The sequence below is a fragment of the [Enterobacter] lignolyticus SCF1 genome (genome assembly GCF_000164865.1).
Taxonomy (GTDB): domain Bacteria; phylum Pseudomonadota; class Gammaproteobacteria; order Enterobacterales; family Enterobacteriaceae; genus Enterobacter_B; species Enterobacter_B lignolyticus.
Window position 1 is genome coordinate 4,716,990 of record NC_014618.1, and the last position, 18,137, is coordinate 4,735,126.

19 protein-coding genes are annotated in these 18,137 nt (G+C 54.6%); 8 read left to right on the forward strand and 11 right to left on the reverse strand.

The genetic code is table 11. From position 1 onward, the window contains the following. Window positions 1-11: 11 nt before the first annotated feature. Window positions 12-326, forward strand: coding sequence for an L-rhamnose mutarotase (gene rhaM, locus ENTCL_RS21875; protein ID WP_013368299.1), 315 nt, complete (start codon window positions 12-14; stop codon window positions 324-326). A 39-nt stretch (window positions 327-365) separates the two neighbouring features. Here the strand turns inward: rhaM and ENTCL_RS21880 are convergent, their stop codons facing one another. Continuing rightward, window positions 366-914 carry a helix-turn-helix domain-containing protein gene (locus ENTCL_RS21880; RefSeq protein ID WP_013368300.1) on the reverse strand — a complete coding sequence of 183 codons (549 nt, stop codon included), beginning with the start codon at window positions 912-914 and terminating at the stop codon, window positions 366-368. A gap of 100 nt (window positions 915-1,014) precedes the next feature. Between ENTCL_RS21880 and ENTCL_RS21885 the strand changes: the two genes are divergently transcribed. Beyond that, window positions 1,015-1,674 (forward strand): AzlC family ABC transporter permease, encoded by a 660-nt coding sequence (locus ENTCL_RS21885; protein WP_013368301.1) that lies wholly within the window; start codon window positions 1,015-1,017, stop codon window positions 1,672-1,674. Continuing rightward, window positions 1,674-1,997: an AzlD domain-containing protein gene (locus ENTCL_RS21890; protein ID WP_013368302.1), complete on the forward strand. Its 324-nt coding sequence runs from the start codon at window positions 1,674-1,676 to the stop codon at window positions 1,995-1,997. The genes ENTCL_RS21885 and ENTCL_RS21890 overlap by 1 nt, the downstream gene beginning before the upstream one ends. Before the next feature lie 49 nt (window positions 1,998-2,046). Here ENTCL_RS21890 and ENTCL_RS21895 read toward each other — a convergent pair whose 3' ends face one another. Beyond that, window positions 2,047-2,259 carry a YdgH/BhsA/McbA-like domain containing protein gene (locus ENTCL_RS21895; protein WP_013368303.1) on the reverse strand — a complete coding sequence of 71 codons (213 nt, stop codon included), beginning with the start codon at window positions 2,257-2,259 and terminating at the stop codon, window positions 2,047-2,049. 128 nt (window positions 2,260-2,387) lie between these two features. Continuing rightward, window positions 2,388-3,224, reverse strand: a complete 837-nt coding sequence (gene fdhD, locus ENTCL_RS21900; RefSeq protein WP_013368304.1) for a formate dehydrogenase accessory sulfurtransferase FdhD — start codon at window positions 3,222-3,224, stop codon at window positions 2,388-2,390. 153 nt (window positions 3,225-3,377) lie between these two features. Here fdhD and fdnG point away from each other — a divergent pair, with 153 nt between their 5' ends. The 4 genes from fdnG to fdhE are packed head-to-tail and all read left to right on the forward strand — an operon-like array spanning window position 3,378 to window position 8,892. After that, the gene (gene fdnG, locus ENTCL_RS21910) at window positions 3,378-6,428 is read left to right on the forward strand and encodes a formate dehydrogenase-N subunit alpha (protein ID WP_157865568.1); all 3,051 of its coding nucleotides are present in this window, start codon (window positions 3,378-3,380) and stop codon (window positions 6,426-6,428) included. Window positions 6,429-6,440: 12 nt separating this feature from the next. Continuing rightward, entirely contained in the window at window positions 6,441-7,334 is an 894-nt protein-coding gene (gene fdxH, locus ENTCL_RS21915) for a formate dehydrogenase subunit beta (protein WP_013368307.1), read from the forward strand. After that, window positions 7,331-7,966 carry a formate dehydrogenase cytochrome b556 subunit gene (fdoI, locus tag ENTCL_RS21920; RefSeq protein WP_013368308.1) on the forward strand — a complete coding sequence of 212 codons (636 nt, stop codon included), beginning with the start codon at window positions 7,331-7,333 and terminating at the stop codon, window positions 7,964-7,966. Before fdxH ends, fdoI begins: the two co-directional genes overlap by 4 nt. Further along, window positions 7,963-8,892, forward strand: a complete 930-nt coding sequence (gene fdhE, locus ENTCL_RS21925; protein ID WP_013368309.1) for a formate dehydrogenase accessory protein FdhE — start codon at window positions 7,963-7,965, stop codon at window positions 8,890-8,892. The genes fdoI and fdhE overlap by 4 nt, the downstream gene beginning before the upstream one ends. Before the next feature lie 40 nt (window positions 8,893-8,932). Here fdhE and ENTCL_RS21930 read toward each other — a convergent pair whose 3' ends face one another. The 6 genes from ENTCL_RS21930 to yihX form a co-directional block, all read right to left on the reverse strand. Beyond that, entirely contained in the window at window positions 8,933-9,304 is a 372-nt protein-coding gene (locus tag ENTCL_RS21930; RefSeq protein WP_013368310.1) for a type II toxin-antitoxin system VapC family toxin, read from the reverse strand. A gap of 2 nt (window positions 9,305-9,306) precedes the next feature. Further along, the gene (locus tag ENTCL_RS21935) at window positions 9,307-9,549 is read right to left on the reverse strand and encodes a ribbon-helix-helix protein, CopG family (RefSeq protein WP_013368311.1); all 243 of its coding nucleotides are present in this window, start codon (window positions 9,547-9,549) and stop codon (window positions 9,307-9,309) included. A 127-nt stretch (window positions 9,550-9,676) separates the two neighbouring features. Further along, complete coding sequence (gene fabY, locus ENTCL_RS21940) at window positions 9,677-10,618, reverse strand: fatty acid biosynthesis protein FabY (RefSeq protein ID WP_013368312.1); 942 nt, start codon at window positions 10,616-10,618, stop codon at window positions 9,677-9,679. Window positions 10,619-10,668: 50 nt separating this feature from the next. Beyond that, a complete protein-coding gene (gene dtd, locus ENTCL_RS21945; protein ID WP_013368313.1) occupies window positions 10,669-11,106 on the reverse strand; it encodes a D-aminoacyl-tRNA deacylase in 438 nt (145 codons plus the stop codon). Then, complete coding sequence (locus ENTCL_RS21950) at window positions 11,103-11,975, reverse strand: virulence factor BrkB family protein (RefSeq protein ID WP_013368314.1); 873 nt, start codon at window positions 11,973-11,975, stop codon at window positions 11,103-11,105. Before ENTCL_RS21950 ends, dtd begins: the two co-directional genes overlap by 4 nt. Beyond that, window positions 11,969-12,568 (reverse strand): glucose-1-phosphatase, encoded by a 600-nt coding sequence (yihX, locus tag ENTCL_RS21955; protein ID WP_013368315.1) that lies wholly within the window; start codon window positions 12,566-12,568, stop codon window positions 11,969-11,971. The genes ENTCL_RS21950 and yihX overlap by 7 nt, the downstream gene beginning before the upstream one ends. Window positions 12,569-13,055: 487 nt before the next feature. Here yihX and ENTCL_RS23365 point away from each other — a divergent pair, with 487 nt between their 5' ends. Beyond that, on the forward strand, window positions 13,056-13,691 hold the full coding sequence (locus ENTCL_RS23365; RefSeq protein WP_077264284.1) for a LuxR C-terminal-related transcriptional regulator: 636 nt from the start codon (window positions 13,056-13,058) through the stop codon (window positions 13,689-13,691). A 54-nt stretch (window positions 13,692-13,745) separates the two neighbouring features. Here the strand turns inward: ENTCL_RS23365 and ENTCL_RS21965 are convergent, their stop codons facing one another. Next, window positions 13,746-16,328 (reverse strand): autotransporter outer membrane beta-barrel domain-containing protein, encoded by a 2,583-nt coding sequence (locus tag ENTCL_RS21965; RefSeq protein ID WP_013368317.1) that lies wholly within the window; start codon window positions 16,326-16,328, stop codon window positions 13,746-13,748. 499 nt (window positions 16,329-16,827) lie between these two features. Next, on the reverse strand, window positions 16,828-18,093 hold the full coding sequence (locus tag ENTCL_RS21970; RefSeq protein ID WP_013368318.1) for an MFS transporter: 1,266 nt from the start codon (window positions 18,091-18,093) through the stop codon (window positions 16,828-16,830). Window positions 18,094-18,137: the final 44 nt, after the last annotated feature.

An 18,137-nucleotide genomic window follows, 5' to 3' on the forward strand; every position in this document is an offset into this window, starting at 1 on the left:
CCGGAGGCAGTATGATCCGCAAAGCGTTTGTGATGCAGGTAAATCCTGACGCCCATCGCGAGTATGAGCGTCGCCACAACCCCATCTGGCCAGAGCTGGAGGCGGTGCTGAAGTCGCACGGCGCGCACCGCTACGCCATTTACCTCGACGCCGCCCGCAGCCTGCTGTTCGCCACGGTGGAAATCGAGTCAGAGGAGCGCTGGAACGCGATCGCCAGCACCGAAGTCTGCCAGCGCTGGTGGCGGTATATGACGGAAGTGATGCCCGCCAACGCCGACAGCAGCCCGGTCAGCCGCGAGCTGAAGCCGGTGTTTTATCTGCCGTGACGCCCCCTTCGCCCCGGCGCAGGACGTCGGGGCGAAGGATCAGTTCTGCTCCGCGACCAGAATCGCCTGGGTATCTGGCTCCAGCGCCTTAAACACGTGCTCGCGATCGGCCGGGTAGCAGATGTAATCCCCTTCGCCTAACTCCTCCGGCGCGCTGGTCAGGCCGACCATCGCCCGCCCCTGCGTGACGATAATGTGCTCCACCGACCCCGGCGGGTGCGGCTGCGAAATTCGGTCGGCGCCCGGCTGCGTCAGCAGCAGGTAGATATCGCGTCGCGCGCCCGGCGGGCAGGCGGCAAGCAGTATCGCCTGATAGTTCGCCTGCTCGGCCACCACTTTGGTGCCCTCGCCGCGACGAATCACCTGGGTGGTCGGCAGCTGCGGCTCCAGCAGTCGCGCAAAAGGAATATCCAGCGCCACGCATAACGACCAGAGCGTTTCCAGGCTAGGATTACCATTCCCGGATTCAAGCTGCGAGAGCGTGGATTTTGCAATCCCGGCACGGCGGGCGATTTCCGCCAGTGAAAGTCCGGTCCGCATGCGTTCTCGCACCAGACTTTTGGCGATCACGCTAATTGGCTGCGTCATAAACGGCCTCTGTTTTATAAATCGAACGAATCGTTCATCTTGATAAACGATACTGATGCGTTCATTATAATGGATACTCGTTCGATATGGCTAAAATAGTATGAAACACCACTTCTCCTGCCTCAAAGGCGACACGATAAAAGCGATATTTTTAGTTTGTCTGGCTGTCGGCGTCGTCGGTATGTCCTACGGTTCGCTGGCGATCGCCTACGGTTTTCCACTGTGGGTGCCGTTTGTGCTGTCCATCTTTGTGCTGGCAGGCGCATCCGAGTTTATGTTCATCGGTATTATCGCCAGCGGCGGCAATCCGCTGGCCGCGGCGGCGGCAGGGTTACTGGTCAACGCCCGTCACGTACCGTTTGGCGTCACGGTGCGCGATCTGGTCGGTAAACGCGGCGCCAGCTTCCTTGGCTGTCATATCATGAACGATGAAAGCGTGGTGTTCGGCCTGTCGCAAAAAACCCCCGAACAGCGCAAGGCCGCCTACTGGCTGTGCGGACTGGGCGTGGCCATCCTCTGGCCGGCAGGCGCGCTGCTCGGCGCGGCGGTCGGTAAGCTGCTGCCGTCGCCGGAAACCATCGGTCTCGACGCCGTGTTCCCGGCTATCCTGCTGGCGCTGGTGATCCCGGCGTTTAAAAACCGCACGACGCTGGTTCGCGCCGTTACGGGTGCGGCTGTTTCACTGGCTTCTGTGCCTTTCACACCGGCAGGCGTACCGGTTCTGCTGTCGCTGCTCGGCGTTTTTGCGAGGAAAAAATAATGGGCAACACCCTATGGATTATCGTCGGCATCGCTATTCTGTCAGCCGGGACGTACCTGATGCGGTTTGGCGGGGCGAAGCTGGGTAACCGTCTGGCGCTTTCCGAACGCTCGCAGGCCATGCTCAACGACGGCGCCACGACGCTACTGTTTGCCGTCGCGCTGGCGACCACCTTCTTCGAAGGCAGCCATTTTGCCGGTATGGCGCGGGTGATTGGCGTGGCTGTCGCCGTGATCCTCGCCTGGAAAAAAGTCCCGCTGATTATCGTTATCGCCGCCGCCGCAGTGGTCACGGCGCTACTGCGCCTGGCCGGGCTGCCATAAACAAAAAAAGCGCCCGAGGGCGCTCTTTCGACAGTACGGCTGATTGGCTTTATTTGCTCAGTTCTGCGGTCATGTGAACGCGGTTACCGGTGAAAGCCTGGGTGATTTTGTAGGAGGCCGCACCTGCTTCCTGCGCCTGAGCGGCGATTTTCGCTTCTGCGCCGTCAATGGTGGTGGACGTTGCGGTCACGGTCTGTGCAGCGAAAGAACCGAAAGTGGTAGCAAGAGCGATAACTGCGACAAAAGTTTTGATGCTTTTCATGATATAAACCCTTCAATTAAGTTGTCTGTGTAAGGCGACGTGCCTTGATGTGATAAATAGTAGCCCTGAACACCGACAACAGATAGCGGAAGGATTTGCTATCATCTTTCAAATTTTTTGACTAAAAATTACACACTCAACAAACGCTGGGGATGGGTATAAATCGTGGCCCTTCCCGGCTTACAGAAGCCCACCAGCGTCAGGTTGCAGCGCTCGGCAACCTCTACCGCCAGCGTGGTCGCCGCCGAGACGGCAAACAGAATTTCAACACCGCACATGGCGGCCTTTTGCACCATTTCATAGCTGGCGCGACTGGAGACCAGCGCGGCGCCGTGCTGCCAGACGTCGCTTTCGCCCGCGCGGCGGCCCAGCAGTTTATCCAGCGCCACGTGGCGCCCGACATCCTCGTGCCCTCCCGCCAGCCTGCCCGACGGCATCACCCAGGCCGCTGCGTGCGTGCAGCCGCTTAAGCGTCCGATAGGCTGCACGTCGTTAAGGTGCTCCAGCGCCACGTCAAGATGATGAAGGGAGAAGGTCTGCGTAAAGGGCAACGGCGCAACGGGCCGGCCGATATCATTGAGCTGCTCAACGCCGCATACGCCGCAGCCGGTACGCCCGGCCAGCGCGCGACGGCGCTCTTTTAACGCCATAAAGCGGCGGCTGGAAAGCTCGATTTGCACCTCAAATCCGTTACAGGCCGAAATAACATCCATCCCAAAAATTTCACGTCGATTTTCTATAATCCCTTCGGATAAGGAAAAACCAACGGCGAACAGCTCCAGATCCTTCGGCGTCGCCATCATCACGACGTGCGAGATACCGTTGTAAACCAGCGCCACCGGGACTTCCTCAGCTAACTCGTCTGGCTGAGCGTGCTGTAAATCCTGGCGCCGCCAGAGCGAAACCTGGCGCAATCCGGTGACATTAGTCACATTTTTGACTTGTTTGGAATGGATATTGTTCACTTTGATTTAACCGTATTGGAACAGGCATACACACAATGTGGTATTCTGATACATACCCCTCCGGGAATGAGGGAAATTACCCCAATTCTGAACCTTTGCGGTGCCAACCGCAAAGTAAAACTACATAAGCAATGTCGAAACAAGGAGCGAACCATGCAGGTCAGCAGAAGGCAGTTCTTTAAGATCTGCGCTGGCGGTATGGCAGGCACCACGGTAGCGGCGCTGGGTTTTGCCCCTGGCGCAGCGCTAGCGGAAACGCGGCAGTATAAGCTGCTGCGTACCCGCGAAACCCGTAACACCTGCACGTACTGTTCTGTCGGTTGTGGGCTGTTGATGTACAGCCTCGGCGATGGAGCGAAAAACGCCAAAGCATCTATCTTCCATATCGAAGGCGATCCGGATCATCCGGTCAACCGTGGTGCGCTCTGCCCGAAAGGGGCCGGTCTGGTGGACTTTATCCATTCCGAAAGCCGCCTGAAATTCCCTGAATATCGCGCTCCGGGCTCAGACAAATGGCAGCAAATCAGCTGGGACGACGCGTTCGATCGTATCGCTAAGCTGATGAAAGCCGACCGCGACGCCAACTTTATCGCCACAAATGCCGAAGGCACCACCGTTAACCGCTGGCTCTCCACCGGTATGCTGTGCGCATCGGCATCCAGTAATGAAACCGGTTATCTGACCCAGAAGTTCTCCCGCGCGCTGGGTATGCTCGCGGTCGACAACCAGGCGCGTGTCTGACACGGACCAACGGTAGCAAGTCTTGCTCCAACATTTGGTCGCGGTGCGATGACCAACCACTGGGTGGATATTAAGAACGCCAACCTCATTGTGGTGATGGGCGGTAACGCCGCGGAAGCGCATCCGGTCGGGTTCCGCTGGGCGATGGAAGCCAAAATTCACAACGGCGCGAAGCTTATCGTTATCGATCCCCGCTTTACGCGTACGGCATCGGTCGCGGATTTCTATGCGCCGATTCGCTCGGGTACCGACATTACCTTCCTCTCCGGGGTGATTCTGTATCTGCTGAACAATGAGAAAATTAACCGCGAATACACCGAGGCCTACACCAACGCCAGCCTTATCGTGCGTGAGGATTATGCCTTCGAAGACGGCCTGTTCTCCGGCTACGACGCGGAAAAACGCAAGTACGATAAAACCAGCTGGAACTATGAACTGGATGAGAACGGTCACGCGAAGCGCGATACCACGCTCACCCATCCGCGCTGCGTGTGGAACCTGCTGAAGCAGCACGTTTCCCGCTATACGCCGGAAATGGTGGAAACCATCTGCGGTACGCCGAAGGCTGACTTCCTGAAAGTCTGCGAATACATCGCAGAAACCAGCGCCCATGACAAAACGGCGTCGTTCCTGTACGCGCTCGGCTGGACGCAGCACTCCATCGGCGCCCAGAACATCCGCACCATGGCGATGATCCAGCTGCTGCTCGGCAATATGGGCATGGCGGGCGGCGGTGTAAACGCCCTGCGCGGCCACTCCAACATTCAGGGCCTGACCGACCTCGGCCTGCTGTCGCAAAGCCTACCTGGCTACATGACGCTGCCAAGCGAAAAACAGACCGATCTCCAGACCTACCTGACGGCCAATACGCCAAAACCGCTGCTGGACGGCCAGGTCAACTACTGGGGCAACTATCCGAAGTTCTTCGTCTCAATGATGAAGGCGTTCTTCGGCGATAAGGCCACCAAGGAGAACAACTGGGGCTTTGACTGGCTGCCGAAGTGGGACAAGGGTTACGACGTTCTGCAATATTTCGAGATGATGAACCAGGGCAAAGTAAATGGCTATCTCTGCCAGGGCTTTAACCCGGTGGCCTCTTTCCCGAACAAACACAAAATTATCGACTCGCTATCGAAGCTGAAGTTTCTGGTGATCATCGATCCGCTGAACACCGAGACCTCGACGTTCTGGCAAAACCACGGCGAATCGAATGATGTGGATTCATCGAAGATTCAGACCGAAGTGTTCCGCCTGCCGTCAACCTGCTTCGCCGAAGAGAACGGCTCTATCGTTAACTCCGGCCGCTGGCTACAGTGGCACTGGAAGGGCGCCGACGCCCCGGGGATCGCCAAAACCGATGGCGAAATCCTGGCAGGCATCTTCATGCGCCTGCGCGAGATGTACGCTACCGAAGGCGGCCCGACGCCGGAGCCGGTTCTCAATATGACGTGGAACTACTCCACGCCGGATGAGCCTGCATCGGAAGAAGTGGCGATGGAGAGCAACGGTAAAGCGCTTGCCGACATTACCGACCCGGCTACCGGCGCGGTCATCGTGAAGAAAGGCCAGCAGCTCAGCTCGTTTGCTCAACTGCGCGACGACGGCACCACCTCCAGCGGCTGCTGGATTTTCGCCGGCAGCTGGACGCCGGACGGCAACCAGATGGCCAAACGCGATAACGCCGACCCGTCGGGCCTTGGCAATACGCTCGGCTGGGCGTGGGCGTGGCCGCTGAACCGCCGCATCCTGTACAACCGCGCCTCGGCGGACCCGCAGGGCAAACCGTGGGATCCGAAACGTCAGCTGCTGAAATGGGACGGCGCCAAATGGGGCGGCGTCGATATTCCGGACTACAGCGCGGCCGCGCCTGGCACCGACGTTGGGCCGTTCATCATGCAGCCGGAAGGGATGGGGCGCCTGTTTGCTATCGATAAGATGGCGGAAGGGCCGTTCCCGGAACACTACGAGCCGTTTGAAACGCCGATCGGCACGAACCCGCTGCACCCGAACGTGGTGTCGAACCCTGCCGCCCGTATCTTTAAAGGCGATAAGGAAGCGTTGGGTACCGCGGACAAGTTCCCGTATGTCGGTACCACCTACCGCCTGACGGAACACTTCCACTACTGGACCAAGCATGCGCTGCTGAACGCGATTGCGCAGCCGGAGCAGTTTGTCGAGATTGGCGAAAAGCTTGCCAACAAGCTCGGCATCGCCCACGGCGACACCGTGAAGGTCTCCTCTAACCGCGGCTATATCAAGGCCAAAGCGGTGGTGACCAAGCGTATCCGCACGCTGAAGGTCCACGATAAGGAAGTGGATACCATCGGGATCCCAATCCACTGGGGCTATGAAGGGGTGGCGCGTAAAGGCTTTATCGCCAACACGCTGACGCCGTTCGTCGGTGATGCCAACACGCAGACGCCGGAGTTCAAATCCTTCCTCGTGAACGTGGAAAAGGTGTAACGGAGACGACTTATGGCTTATCAATCGCAAGACATTATCCGTCGTTCCGCGACTAACGGTTTTACCCCCGCGCCTCAGGCGCGGGATCACCAGGAAGAAGTGGCGAAGCTCATCGACGTGACGACCTGTATTGGCTGTAAAGCCTGTCAGGTGGCCTGTTCTGAGTGGAACGACATCCGTGACGAGGTGGGACATAACGTCGGGGTGTATGACAACCCGGCGGACCTGACCGCCAAGTCCTGGACGGTGATGCGTTTCTCGGAAGTCGAGCAGAACGACAAACTGGAGTGGCTTATCCGTAAGGATGGCTGCATGCACTGCGCCGATCCGGGCTGCCTGAAGGCCTGCCCGTCGGAAGGGGCTATCATTCAGTATGCCAACGGCATCGTCGACTTTCAGTCCGAGCAGTGCATCGGCTGTGGCTACTGCATCGCCGGCTGCCCGTTCAACGTGCCGCGCCTTAACCCGGAAGACAACCGCGTCTACAAATGTACGCTGTGCGTCGACCGCGTGAACGTGGGCCAGGAACCGGCCTGCGTGAAAACCTGCCCAACCGGCGCTATCCACTTTGGCTCTAAAGAGGATATGAAAACGCTGGCGGGCGAGCGCGTGGCGGAGCTGAAAACCCGCGGTTATGACAACGCGGGGCTGTACGATCCGGCGGGCGTCGGCGGTACCCACGTCATGTACGTGCTGCATCACGCCGACAAGCCGAACCTGTACCACGGCCTGCCGGAAAACCCGGCGATCAGCGAAACCGTGAAGTTCTGGAAAGGCGTCTGGAAACCGCTGGCGGCGATCGGCTTTGCCGCTACCTTCGCGGCCAGTATCTTCCACTACGTCGGTGTCGGTCCGAACCGTGCGGATGAGGAAGACGATGACGGTGAAGAGGAGAAGCGTAAATGAAACGACGTGACACCATCGTGCGCTATACGGCGCCGGAGCGTATCAACCACTGGGTCACCGCCTTCTGCTTCGTGCTGGCGTCGGTGAGCGGGCTGGGCTTTTTCTTCCCGTCCTTCAACTGGCTGATGCATATTCTCGGCACGCCGCAGCTGGCGCGCATTCTGCATCCGTTCGTCGGCGTGGTGATGTTTGCTTCCTTCATCATCATGTTTTTCCGTTACTGGCACCACAACCTAATCAATCGGGATGATATCTTTTGGGCGAAGAATATTCGTAAGATCGTCGTCAACGAGGAAGTGGGTGACACCGGGCGCTATAATTTCGGCCAGAAGTGCGTCTTCTGGGCGGCGATTATCTTCCTGGTGCTGCTGCTGGTGAGCGGTATCATTATCTGGCGTCCGTATTTCGCGCCTGCTTTCTCCATTCCGGTGATCCGTTTAGCCCTGATGCTGCATTCATTTGCCGCAGTCGCGCTAATTGTGGTTATCATGGTGCATATTTACGCCGCCCTGTGGGTGAAAGGCACCATCACCGCCATGGTGGAAGGTTGGGTTACCAAATCGTGGGCGAAGAAGCACCACCCGCGCTGGTACCGTGAAGTTCGCAAGACAACGGAAAAAACGACTGAATGAGTATTCGCATAATCCCGCAAGATGAACTGGGAAATAGCGAGAAACGCACGGCGGAAGCAATTCCGCCGTTATTATTCCCCAGCCTGAAAAATCTCTATCACCGTCGTGCAGAGCGCCTGCGCGAGCTGGCGGAGAGCAACCCGCTGGGCGACTATCTGCGCTTCGCCGCGCTTATCGCCCATGCGCAGGAGGTGGTGCTGTACGACCACCCGCTGCAGATGGACCTCACCGCTCGCCTCAAAGAGGCCGCGGCGCAGGAGAAACCGCCGCTGGATATTCATACCCTGCCGCGCGACAAGCACTGGCGCACCCTGCTGCGCTCGATGATCGCCGAGCTGAAGCCGGAAATGAGCGGCCCGGCGCTGGCGGTTATCGAGAATCTGGAAAAAGCCTCCGACCAGGAGCTGGAACAGATGGCGAGCGCGCTGTTTGCCTCTAACTTTGCCGCCGTCAGCAGCGACAAGGCTCCGTTTATCTGGGCGGCGCTCTCGCTGTACTGGGCGCAGATGGCAAACCTTATCCCCGGTAAAGCCCGCGCGGAGTATGGCGAACACCGCCAGCACTGCCCGGTATGCGGCTCCATGCCGGTCTCAAGCGTGGTGCAGATTGGCACAACGCAGGGGCTGCGCTACCTGCACTGCAACCTGTGCGAATCCGAATGGCACGTGGTGCGCGTCAAATGCAGCAACTGCGAGCAGAGCCGCGATTTGCACTACTGGTCGCTGGATAACGAGCAGGCGGCGGTGAAAGCCGAAAGCTGCGGCGACTGCGGCACCTACCTGAAGATCCTCTATCAGGAAAAGGACCCGAACGTTGAAGCCGTGGCCGATGACCTCGCCTCGCTGGTGCTCGACGCGCGTATGGAGCAGGAAGGCTTTGCACGCAGCTCGCTCAACCCGTTCCTGTTCCCGGGCGAAGGGGAGTAGCGCTTACTGACGCTATGTCGGGCGGCGTTTGCTGCCCGGCTTACAGCTGATAGGGTGAAACTACCCCTGAGATACCCGCAAAATCTTTCGTATTACGAGAGATAAGTTGGCAGTTTTTACTTTGCGCGGTAGCCAGAATGATGGCATCCGGAAGCTTCATCCCGTGTTTTACACGAAGTAATACACTGCGTTCTGCAATCTCACGCGAAACATCGATAATCTCAAACGCGCTCATTACGGCCGCCGTTTTGGCTTCCTGACCGTACTTACGAGCGCCAACCAACACTTCCATCCAGGTGATGAGGCTTATTGCCCGATGTGTCGCTGTGCTATCAATGGCATCCGCAGCCTCTATGCGATTGTTGAAAAGGTCGATGAGAATATTGGTATCAAATACTGCCATATGCTCCATGATCACCACTCCTCACGAAGCTTGCGTTCGTATTCAAGCCCATCCTCTTCCTGATTTCCCCATAAACCAAGAGCCTCCCGAATCACCGTGGAGCTTTGTTTATCGAGATATTGCTCAATGGCCTCACGCAATAACTCGGCGCGCGGCTGGTTTCTCAACTGTTTAAGGTTATCCAGCCGTTGAATGACGTCGTCCGACAAATCGATCAGAATCCTGCCCATATCAAGGTCCACCACGTGGCTCATATATCACTCCAGTATATCACTACAGATTAATTTTTAGGCAAATTACACCTTCTTAATTTGTGGATAAAGCGGAATGTAAAGGCAACATGAGCTTTTGCGATCGACAATCCAGAAATCCCGTCAGGCGTTATTCTTCCTCGTTACCGCCCTCTTCCAGCGGGCCAAACGGCCGCGCGGGCAGTACGATGTAGATCCCCTCAAAGATGGCGCCGGAGGTGTCGTCGCCGAACAGTTCGACCTGAAGCTGAACGCGCGCTTTGCGTCCCCGGGCCAGCCTGTCGAGATCGCCGCTCAGCGAACCGAGATCGGCAATTGCCGTCGGCTTACCGCTGATCGGCCTGCTGTAGCGGATATGAGCATCAGCGAGGATTATCGTGCCGCCGAGATGGCGCTCACGCAGCATCAGCCAGATAAGGCCCCAGCCGGTAAGGGTGGCAAGAGAAAACAGGCTGCCGGCGAACAGGGTGTGGTGCGGATTCTGATTGCCGATTTCCGGCATGGTGGTAATAAATTTCTGCCCTGTGTACTGCTGAATACGTACGCCCATTTTTTCACTGAGCGGAATGTGCTGATACCACGCCTGCTGAAGCTGCCCGCACCAGTCGCCGCGATGCAAAATGTCATCCAGCGAGGCGACTGGTTTGATCATCAAAAAATGGCGCACCGGGGTGGTCTGCGGCGTGGTTATCTCTCCCTGATTAACAAAACCGAGCTTGGCGAAGAACTCAACGGTATCCTCACGGGCGCTACAGGTGACGCGCTTCACCCCTTCCTGGCGGGCAACGGACTCGAGCGTCATCGCCATTAGCGTACCCAGACCTTTATCCTGCACGGAAGGATGCACGGCCATAAAGCGGATGGAGGCTTCGTTGTCGGCATTGATGTACAGACGACCGACCGCCACCAGATTGCCCTCCTCATCCACCACCATCTGATGGTGCGCCATCGCGTCCCAGGCATCGCGCTCAGAGCCCTTGGGCTGGTGCAGCGGTTTACGCAGCATTTCCCAACGGAATTGATAATAGCGCTCTAACTCTTCTTTTGTTTGCGGTACACGAAGGTGATACATAGCTGTACTCTCTTTGGTTACCCACGCCCAACCAGGAAGCTGGTTCATACTTACACCTGCAGCCAGAAGGTAACTGGCCCATCGTTCACCAGAGACACCTGCATATCCGCAGCGAATCTTCCGGTTTGCGTGTTCATCTCTTGCTGGCGGCAGCGCTCAACAAAATAGTCATACAACGCTTCTGCGCGATCCGGCGTCGCCCCCTTAGAGAAGCCCGGACGCATGCCGCGCTCGGTATCCGCCGCCAGAGTAAACTGCGATACCACCAGCACGCTGCCGCCCGACTGCTGGACATTCAGATTCATTTTTCCGTCGGCATCGCTGAAGATACGGTAGCCCAGCACCCGCTCGCACAAGCGGTTGGCTTTCTGCTCGTCATCATCCTTTTCGACACCTAACAACACCAAAAGTCCTGAGCCAATTTCACCCGTCACCTCACCCTCCACGGTGACGCTGGCACGGGTTACGCGCTGAATTAATGCAATCATGGTTCTTCGTCTTCTTCTTGTTCTGCGGCTTGTTTAAGTTTGCGGTATTCCCCGAGAGTGACAGTTATTTCGGCGCCAAGCAAGACGATACACCAGGTCCAGTAGACCCAAACGAACAGAATGGGCACGACGGCAATGACGCCATAAATAAGCTGATACGACGGAAACATCGTGATGTAGAGGGCAAACCCCTTCTTGCCTAATTCAAACAGCGCTGCGGCGAAAAACGCGCCAATCACCGCGTCACGGTTGGGTACCCGGGTTGTCGGCACCACGCTATAGAGCAGCCAGAAGCTGATCCACGACAGCAGCAGCGGAAAAATGCGCAGCGTGTTATCAATCACGCCATTGAGCTCGCTTGCCCAGCGCAAAGAGAGCAAATAGGAGCTGATCGCCAGGCTCGCCCCGGCCAGCAGCGGGCCCAGCGTCAGGATCATCCAGTACACCGCAAAGGAATAGACGTGCGGGCGGGTCCGGTGGCTGCGCCAGATGGTATTGAGCGCGCTGTCGATGGCGTGCATCAGCAGCAGCGCGGTAACGATCAGCCCGCAGGCGCCAACGGCGGTCATTTTGCTGGAGTTAGCAACGAACTGCTCAATATAGCGCTGAATGACGTCGCCGGTCGCCGGCATGAAGTTGGTAAAAACAAAGTGTCGCAGCGTGGCGCTGACATCTGAAAACATCGGAAACGCCGCAAAAAGGGCGAACACCACGGCAACCAGCGGCACTAAGGAGAGGAGCGACACATAGGCAAGGTTGCCTGCCAGCGTCGTCATTTGGTCTTCATCAATACGCCGCCAGAGCAGCTTAAGCCATGCTACCAGCGGCAGGGTGTAGTGCTTAATTTTCTGACACAGTGTGTTTAACATAACTGCTTTGCAAAGTAGCCGGGAATGACGTCCTTCCCTGTCACCAGAATACTGGTGATACCTAATTGATTCGCTCCAGCTATATTATCGGCGTTATCGTCGAAAAAGACCGTCTCTTCGGCAGAAAAACCTTCGGCGTCGAGGACTTTTTGGTAGATACGCACTTCCGGCTTGCGCATCCCCATCTCCTGGGAAAGGTACATATGGTCGGCCGCCGCGCGCACTTCAGGGTATTCATCAGGCCAGAAGGTGGTATGCAGGTTATTGGTGTTGGACAGCACCACGACGCGGTGTCCTTGTTCCCGCAGCTTGTGCATGATGGCGATGACCTCAGGCCGCAGCGCGACAAACACCGCCTGCCAGCCGTGCGCAAACTGCTCATAGCTCAGCGGCAGCCCCATCTCCTGCGAAAACGCGGCGGCAAAGGCTTCATCGCTCAGCTCCCCGCGCTCGTGCTGGTGAAAAACGTCGCTCATGGCAAATTTTTGCGTCAGCGTCGCCAGCGGCACACGCGTAAAATCGCTCCATGTTCCCAGTACACGGTTGAAGTCAATGTCGACAATCACATTACCTAAATCAAAGATATAGAGCATGATCCTCTCCTTTTGCGCCATGGAAGATTAACTGTAGCGGGAAAGGAAAGGTTTGACTATGCATTCCCTCAGCGATCGGATGTTAAATTTTTCGCGGCCTGGCTGCCGAAAAACCGCCGCTGCCGCTACCCCAAAATGGCCGATAAAACAGGTGTTATTCGTTTTAAAATAGTGCGACAATATTTACTTTGTTTATTTATTCATGCGCTCACCCTGCGCCTGATTAAGCTTTAGCTATTTGTGCTATATTTATTTTTTTGTTTTCTTGCTTTTTTTGCTAGAATATCTGAACGCAGCGATTGAACATCCTATCGCTGGAAAAAACCATTACTCTTAACACTCTATACGGTTAATCGCAGAATTTATTTTTCATCATCATACAGAAAATCTAACAAAATACTCACTTCAAGAAAAGAAGCGTAGATGACAAGCAATCTGAGAAATATTGACAGCTGCTGCTGCCAATGGAATATTCCGCTATAGTATAATGAAAGGACTGATTGATATGTTATCAAAAACAGATGCGACGCTTCACTGCATCAGCTGTGAATGCCATTGTCAATTAGCGCCAGAGCATACTCTACGCTCTCATTATTGTGATAGCGCGAGCTTTTCTGTATGGCCTGAAAAAAACATTTATTTTCGCAAAGGTGTTGCTGAGCGAATATTAAAACACCACCATAACCTTTTAACCAGAGGCTTTGTTTTTGTTGACTTTTCCCTACCAAACCTTAGAAATTTCCTAAGTAATCAATGGATTAACAACCTTTCAAATGCTAATGTAAATATTATTCTGATTGCTGATAACCGCATGCGGGCCCTCGCCAACTACTGGCTCAAGGAAAGTGACCGGATTCGTGCAGTTATTTATAACGATGATAAACATGACTTACTTAACACCAAGATGCGGCGAATATTTAGCGGCATGACGCTTTACGACAAAAAGACCCCCATCCTAAATCATGTAGAGTTCACCATTCTAAAATGCATTCTTGATGGAAAATCAGCCCCCCAGGTTTCAGCCGAATGCAATATCAACATAAAAGCAGTTTACGTACATAAGCAAAGACTCGAAAAAAAGATCGGCCTGCATATCTATAAAATAATCAACACTACCCTGTAAATAAGAAAGGGCGCCAAGGCGCCCTTTTTAGTTTATTCAAATAAATAGTAAAAATCAGAAGCTATATTTCACACCTAACATTGCGGAGGTATCGCTGTAGCTATTATCGCCGACCTGTTGCGCAACGTTACCCCAGACCTGCAGTCGTTGATTGAGCTGACCTTCAACGCCAATTTTTAACTCACCAATATTTTTCGTACCGCGAATCTCATCCCGAATGTTACCCATTTTTACGGTCTGACTTTGGCTATTATGGATCCAGTTTACTTCGACAAACGGCTGGAAATCGCGCTGGCGGCTATCGTCAGCCGTGCTGTGCCCTTTCAGCCAGGCGCGGACCCCCAGTCGGCTCATCAGGTTCCCTGAGGTTTCATCCCTGACGCGGGCGCCATTTTTCTCCCGGTGCGTATCGGCAGTAACATCCATCCATATCAGCTGCGCCTTTGGCTGCAGCCAGTAGCTTACCTGCTCACCCTCGCTCAGCAAGAAGCTGTACCCGCTCTCGACAGAGGCGGTAATACCGTCAGACTTATACTTCTCGGAGGCAAGGTTTTCGCCGTTCACGGTGTTATCAAACCAGTTGTAGAGCGCCCAGGCGTCGACATAAGCGCCACGCTTATCGGCGTCATTCCCGTACCAGGTTGCGTAAAGCCCTGCGCTGTAGCCGGAAATTTGGCCGCGAGAATGGTAGCCGTTATAGGTGTTGCGGGTCTGGCTCTTCTGGTTGGCATACCCGGCCATCGCGCCGATATGCCAGCGATCGAGGCCGTCGGTGCTCCACTGCGCCAGATCGCCACCCATTTGCAGCACATAGCGGTTAGCCTGCGTTTTCAGCTGACTGCTCGCATCGGTAAAGCGGGTATGCCCGCCTTCATTGCGCATCCACAGGCTGGTCACCTTTTGTTCGCCGGTCAGCCAGTCGGTGTACTGCGTCTCCCCTAAGCGGTCATGCAGCCGGGTCAGGAAGAGCGTATTGGCGGCATAGTTGTTGGCCAGATAGCTGCCAAACTCCGGGCGGTACTGGTGCTTGCCGCCAGGTGATGGGGCAGGGGCAGGTGCCGGGGCCGGATCTGGCGTTGGTTCAGGATCTGGCTCGGTTGGTGAAAGCTGGCTGGTGAGGTACCAGTTACTGGCTTTCTTCACCACGTCATAGTCATAGCCGCCGGCAACGATACGCCCCTCTTTTGTGAAGACGCCGTCGGAGTTGCCGTCGACCGTCACTATCTCAATACCATTAATCGTTAAATCCCCGGCACCACCGATGTTATTGATGCTGATTCGCGTATCGCCGCTCGTATTCCCTTTAACAACCAGCTTATCCGTCAGCGAGCTGTCGTCGCCCAGGACGGTATTCATCACCATCAGCGCGCCAGTACCTATGTAATCGCCCGCCACGGTGAGCTTTTTGAAAGTAGTTTGATCGTTCGCCGATACGCCCGTGTCGCTGAACTTGAGCGTTGCCTGATCCAGGTTCAGCGTGGAGACAACAGAGCTCCCGGTCATTTCCCACAGGCTTTGCGCCCCCTTCATCACCATGTTGATGGTGCTGTGCTGGGATGCTGTGGGGTTAGTCTGGGAAGATTCCGCTTTCCCGACGAGGCGACTGCCGTTTTCCATCTGCAGGTCGATGACGCCGCCATAAGAGGCCAGCAGGTTGCCTTCAATATCATAAACCCCGGAAGCACGGCTGTTGGTCACGCCATCCCAGGAGCGAATGACGCTCGAAGAAGAGTAGGCATACAGTGCATTACCGCTGCTTTGGGCGACACGGATGCGGGCATTTCCGCCAAGGTTAACCACTGCGGGATCACTATTTGAGTTAGCATAGATGGCAGACGCACCGGACCCGGAGGTCGACAAATCGACATTGTTCAGGTTAATGGTGCCTTTTCGCCCGGCATAAACCGCGTACGCGTTATTGCCAGAGGTCGCCACGGTGGCCGTGCCGCCAATAGTGATATCCGCCGTGCCGCGCGGCGTACCTAACAGGTGCGCGGGATCTTTCCCGGCATAAATGCCATATCCCGTATTAACGCCACCAGCCCCGCGGGTAACAATATTCGCGTCGCCATGAATAATAATAGAGGACTGCCCGTTGTCATTACTGGCGGATGAGTTAGCGCGTAACCCCATGCCATTTTCTACGTCAATCGCAACGTTATTGCTAACCTCAACAATTGAGTAGGCCGCCGTTAACTCACGACCGATATTAATACCGTCTGCGCTGGCACCCGTGGCCTTCACGGTAATATTTTCCGCTTCGAGTCGTCCACCGGCATTTTTTGAATGAACGCCATCGGCAGATTCGCCCGTGGTATTAATCGTAAGGTTTTTAAATTTATAACCGATAGAATCAACATAAACCCCCCATCCCTGTAATGGCGCCGTTGTGCCATTCTGCGAGGTGTTTATTAGTACTTCATCAAACGTCGTATAATCTCGTGAGCCACCGGCCAGCGGATTTCCGGCATAATAAATAGTGGTATCATCACAATAGAATTGTGCGAGCGTCGTATAGCTGCAGCCAGCGGCGATAGCGGGGTGGCTCATACCGCCCATCGCAAGGGCGCTGGCAATACACAGCGCTAATTTATGGGGTAGCCCTAAGCCACCTTTATTATGACAGTTTTGTTTCATAGGATCACCGTATCCATTAGGTTCGACACTCAACTACCTGTAAAATGACGTATCTCTGGTTATAAAATTTAATGACAAAAGCTGACCGTTCATTTGCATAAAAATGAAATGATAATGAGCGGTTATTAATATTGCTTTTATGGTGATGAGATTAAAACATTCGCCAAATGAATGTGTCAATATGAATGGTATGACTGAGAAACCCTATGTTCTTATCCCGCACCTTATATTCAGGTTAGATAATCTTAAAAAATATATAATCTTCTTATTATGGTTTTAAGATAAAACAATTACGCCTTATCTATCATATGGTTAGGTGACGGATAATATTGAGGTGAAATAATGCTGAAGACATTTCTTATATTAACCCAGAATAATTAACAAAAACGCGCTGGCTATTTATTTTTCTTTTTATCGATTTACATCAAAAAAAAGCCGCTGAAATGTCCCCATGACGCCAGGGGCGCATCTCAGCGGCGATGTTTTTCAGGTTGATGGGTCAGGCTTCGGCCGCCTTCAGCACCTTTTTGGTGTGGTTGATACGTTTAACAAGCAGCACAGACACGATGGCGCCACAAAACGCGAAGCAGGCCATGATGCCGAAAACAATCTTGTAGCCGAGCAGTCCCGGGTTCAAATCCAGAATGTAGCCATACAGGCTAAAGCAGAACATCGCCGGCGCATAGCCGATAAAACTGCCCAGCGCCATTGCCGCACCGGTGTGGTTTTCCGATATTTTCGCTTCGCCAATCGGCGCGAAGAACACGGCGCGCTGGGTAAAAACAATGGCTCCAAAACCTAGCGTACACGCCATCCCCAAATAGACCGGCATACTTTCGTGCGGGAGCATAATAAGCACCAGCAGCGCAACAAAACTGACCATAAAGGTGTAGCAGAGATACTTACTTGGGGATTTCAGGATCTTGTCCGATATCAGCCCCCCAACCGGTCCGCCGATCATCTTCAGGCAGTACTGGTTAATAATGCCGTATGCGCCCACCAGCGCGACCGGCAGCAGGTAGATATTATTCAGGAAAGGGATAAAGAAGGTTAAGCCGCAGTACACTGCATAAACAAAGAATACGTTAAATGCAATGAGCCAAATGGTTTTATCCTTCAGCACCGACGTCATACTGGTATTGCTTTGCGCGTCGCGTTTTTCGCTGACATCTACCGGCTCTGCGGCATCGGTTTCTTTCATCACAAAGAAAATAATGATGCCGACGCAAATGACGATCGCCGAGTAAAACCAGATACCGGCTTTAAACCCTAACAGACCGCTGCCGAACCAGGCGAAGACGGCAAGAGCGGAAAACGCCACAATGGTATCGACAATGCCGCGACCCGTTTCAAAAAAGCCAAACAGGCGCCCCTGCTGCTCGCTGTTGCCCAGGCGACTGACGGATTTTAGCAGGATAGGCCAGTTCAGCATGTCGCAGGTCACGCCAAACAGCGCCCAGACAAAGAGGATCCCCCAGTATCCCGGCATGGTGGTTAAGTAAATCCCCAGCAGCCCGGTGGCAATCAGCGAGACCGACATCGTATATCGACGCGGCAGCTTGTCGGCAAAATAGATCGACAGAAAAAAACCAATGGTCGTAACAAAGGAGTTCACCGACATTGCATTACCAATCTGACCATTGGTCAAATGAAAGTATTCCTGCATCGGTATATAAAAAGCGTCTTTTAGCGATGGCAGTTTATAAATGGTGCCGCCGCACAGTGTTAATAAGCTAAAGAGCGCCCATTTCTTTTTTGTGAGCATAGTATCCCCTAATGGCATAAGCGCCATTGTCTTTTAAAAGGCAA

Excerpts from the sequence above, each read along its gene's own strand:
- ENTCL_RS21890 (WP_013368302.1), top strand. The coding sequence starts at position 1,674 with ATGGGCAACACCCTATGGATTATCGTCGGCATCGCTATTCTGTCAGCC.
- fdxH (WP_013368307.1), top strand. The coding sequence starts at position 6,441 with ATGGCTTATCAATCGCAAGACATTATCCGTCGTTCCGCGACTAACGGT.
- ENTCL_RS21935 (WP_013368311.1), bottom strand. The coding sequence starts at position 9,549 with ATGAGCCACGTGGTGGACCTTGATATGGGCAGGATTCTGATCGATTTG.
- dtd (WP_013368313.1), bottom strand. The coding sequence starts at position 11,106 with ATGATTGCATTAATTCAGCGCGTAACCCGTGCCAGCGTCACCGTGGAG.
- rhaM (WP_013368299.1), top strand. The coding sequence starts at position 12 with ATGATCCGCAAAGCGTTTGTGATGCAGGTAAATCCTGACGCCCATCGC.
- ENTCL_RS21970 (WP_013368318.1), bottom strand. The coding sequence starts at position 18,093 with ATGCTCACAAAAAAGAAATGGGCGCTCTTTAGCTTATTAACACTGTGC.
- ENTCL_RS21885 (WP_013368301.1), top strand. The coding sequence starts at position 1,015 with ATGAAACACCACTTCTCCTGCCTCAAAGGCGACACGATAAAAGCGATA.
- ENTCL_RS21895 (WP_013368303.1), bottom strand. The coding sequence starts at position 2,259 with ATGAAAAGCATCAAAACTTTTGTCGCAGTTATCGCTCTTGCTACCACT.
- ENTCL_RS21880 (WP_013368300.1), bottom strand. The coding sequence starts at position 914 with ATGACGCAGCCAATTAGCGTGATCGCCAAAAGTCTGGTGCGAGAACGC.
- fdoI (WP_013368308.1), top strand. The coding sequence starts at position 7,331 with ATGAAACGACGTGACACCATCGTGCGCTATACGGCGCCGGAGCGTATC.
- ENTCL_RS21930 (WP_013368310.1), bottom strand. The coding sequence starts at position 9,304 with ATGGAGCATATGGCAGTATTTGATACCAATATTCTCATCGACCTTTTC.
- ENTCL_RS23365 (WP_077264284.1), top strand. The coding sequence starts at position 13,056 with ATGAAAGGACTGATTGATATGTTATCAAAAACAGATGCGACGCTTCAC.
- fdhE (WP_013368309.1), top strand. The coding sequence starts at position 7,963 with ATGAGTATTCGCATAATCCCGCAAGATGAACTGGGAAATAGCGAGAAA.
- fabY (WP_013368312.1), bottom strand. The coding sequence starts at position 10,618 with ATGTATCACCTTCGTGTACCGCAAACAAAAGAAGAGTTAGAGCGCTAT.
- ENTCL_RS21950 (WP_013368314.1), bottom strand. The coding sequence starts at position 11,975 with ATGTTAAACACACTGTGTCAGAAAATTAAGCACTACACCCTGCCGCTG.
- yihX (WP_013368315.1), bottom strand. The coding sequence starts at position 12,568 with ATGCTCTATATCTTTGATTTAGGTAATGTGATTGTCGACATTGACTTC.
- ENTCL_RS21965 (WP_013368317.1), bottom strand. The coding sequence starts at position 16,328 with ATGAAACAAAACTGTCATAATAAAGGTGGCTTAGGGCTACCCCATAAA.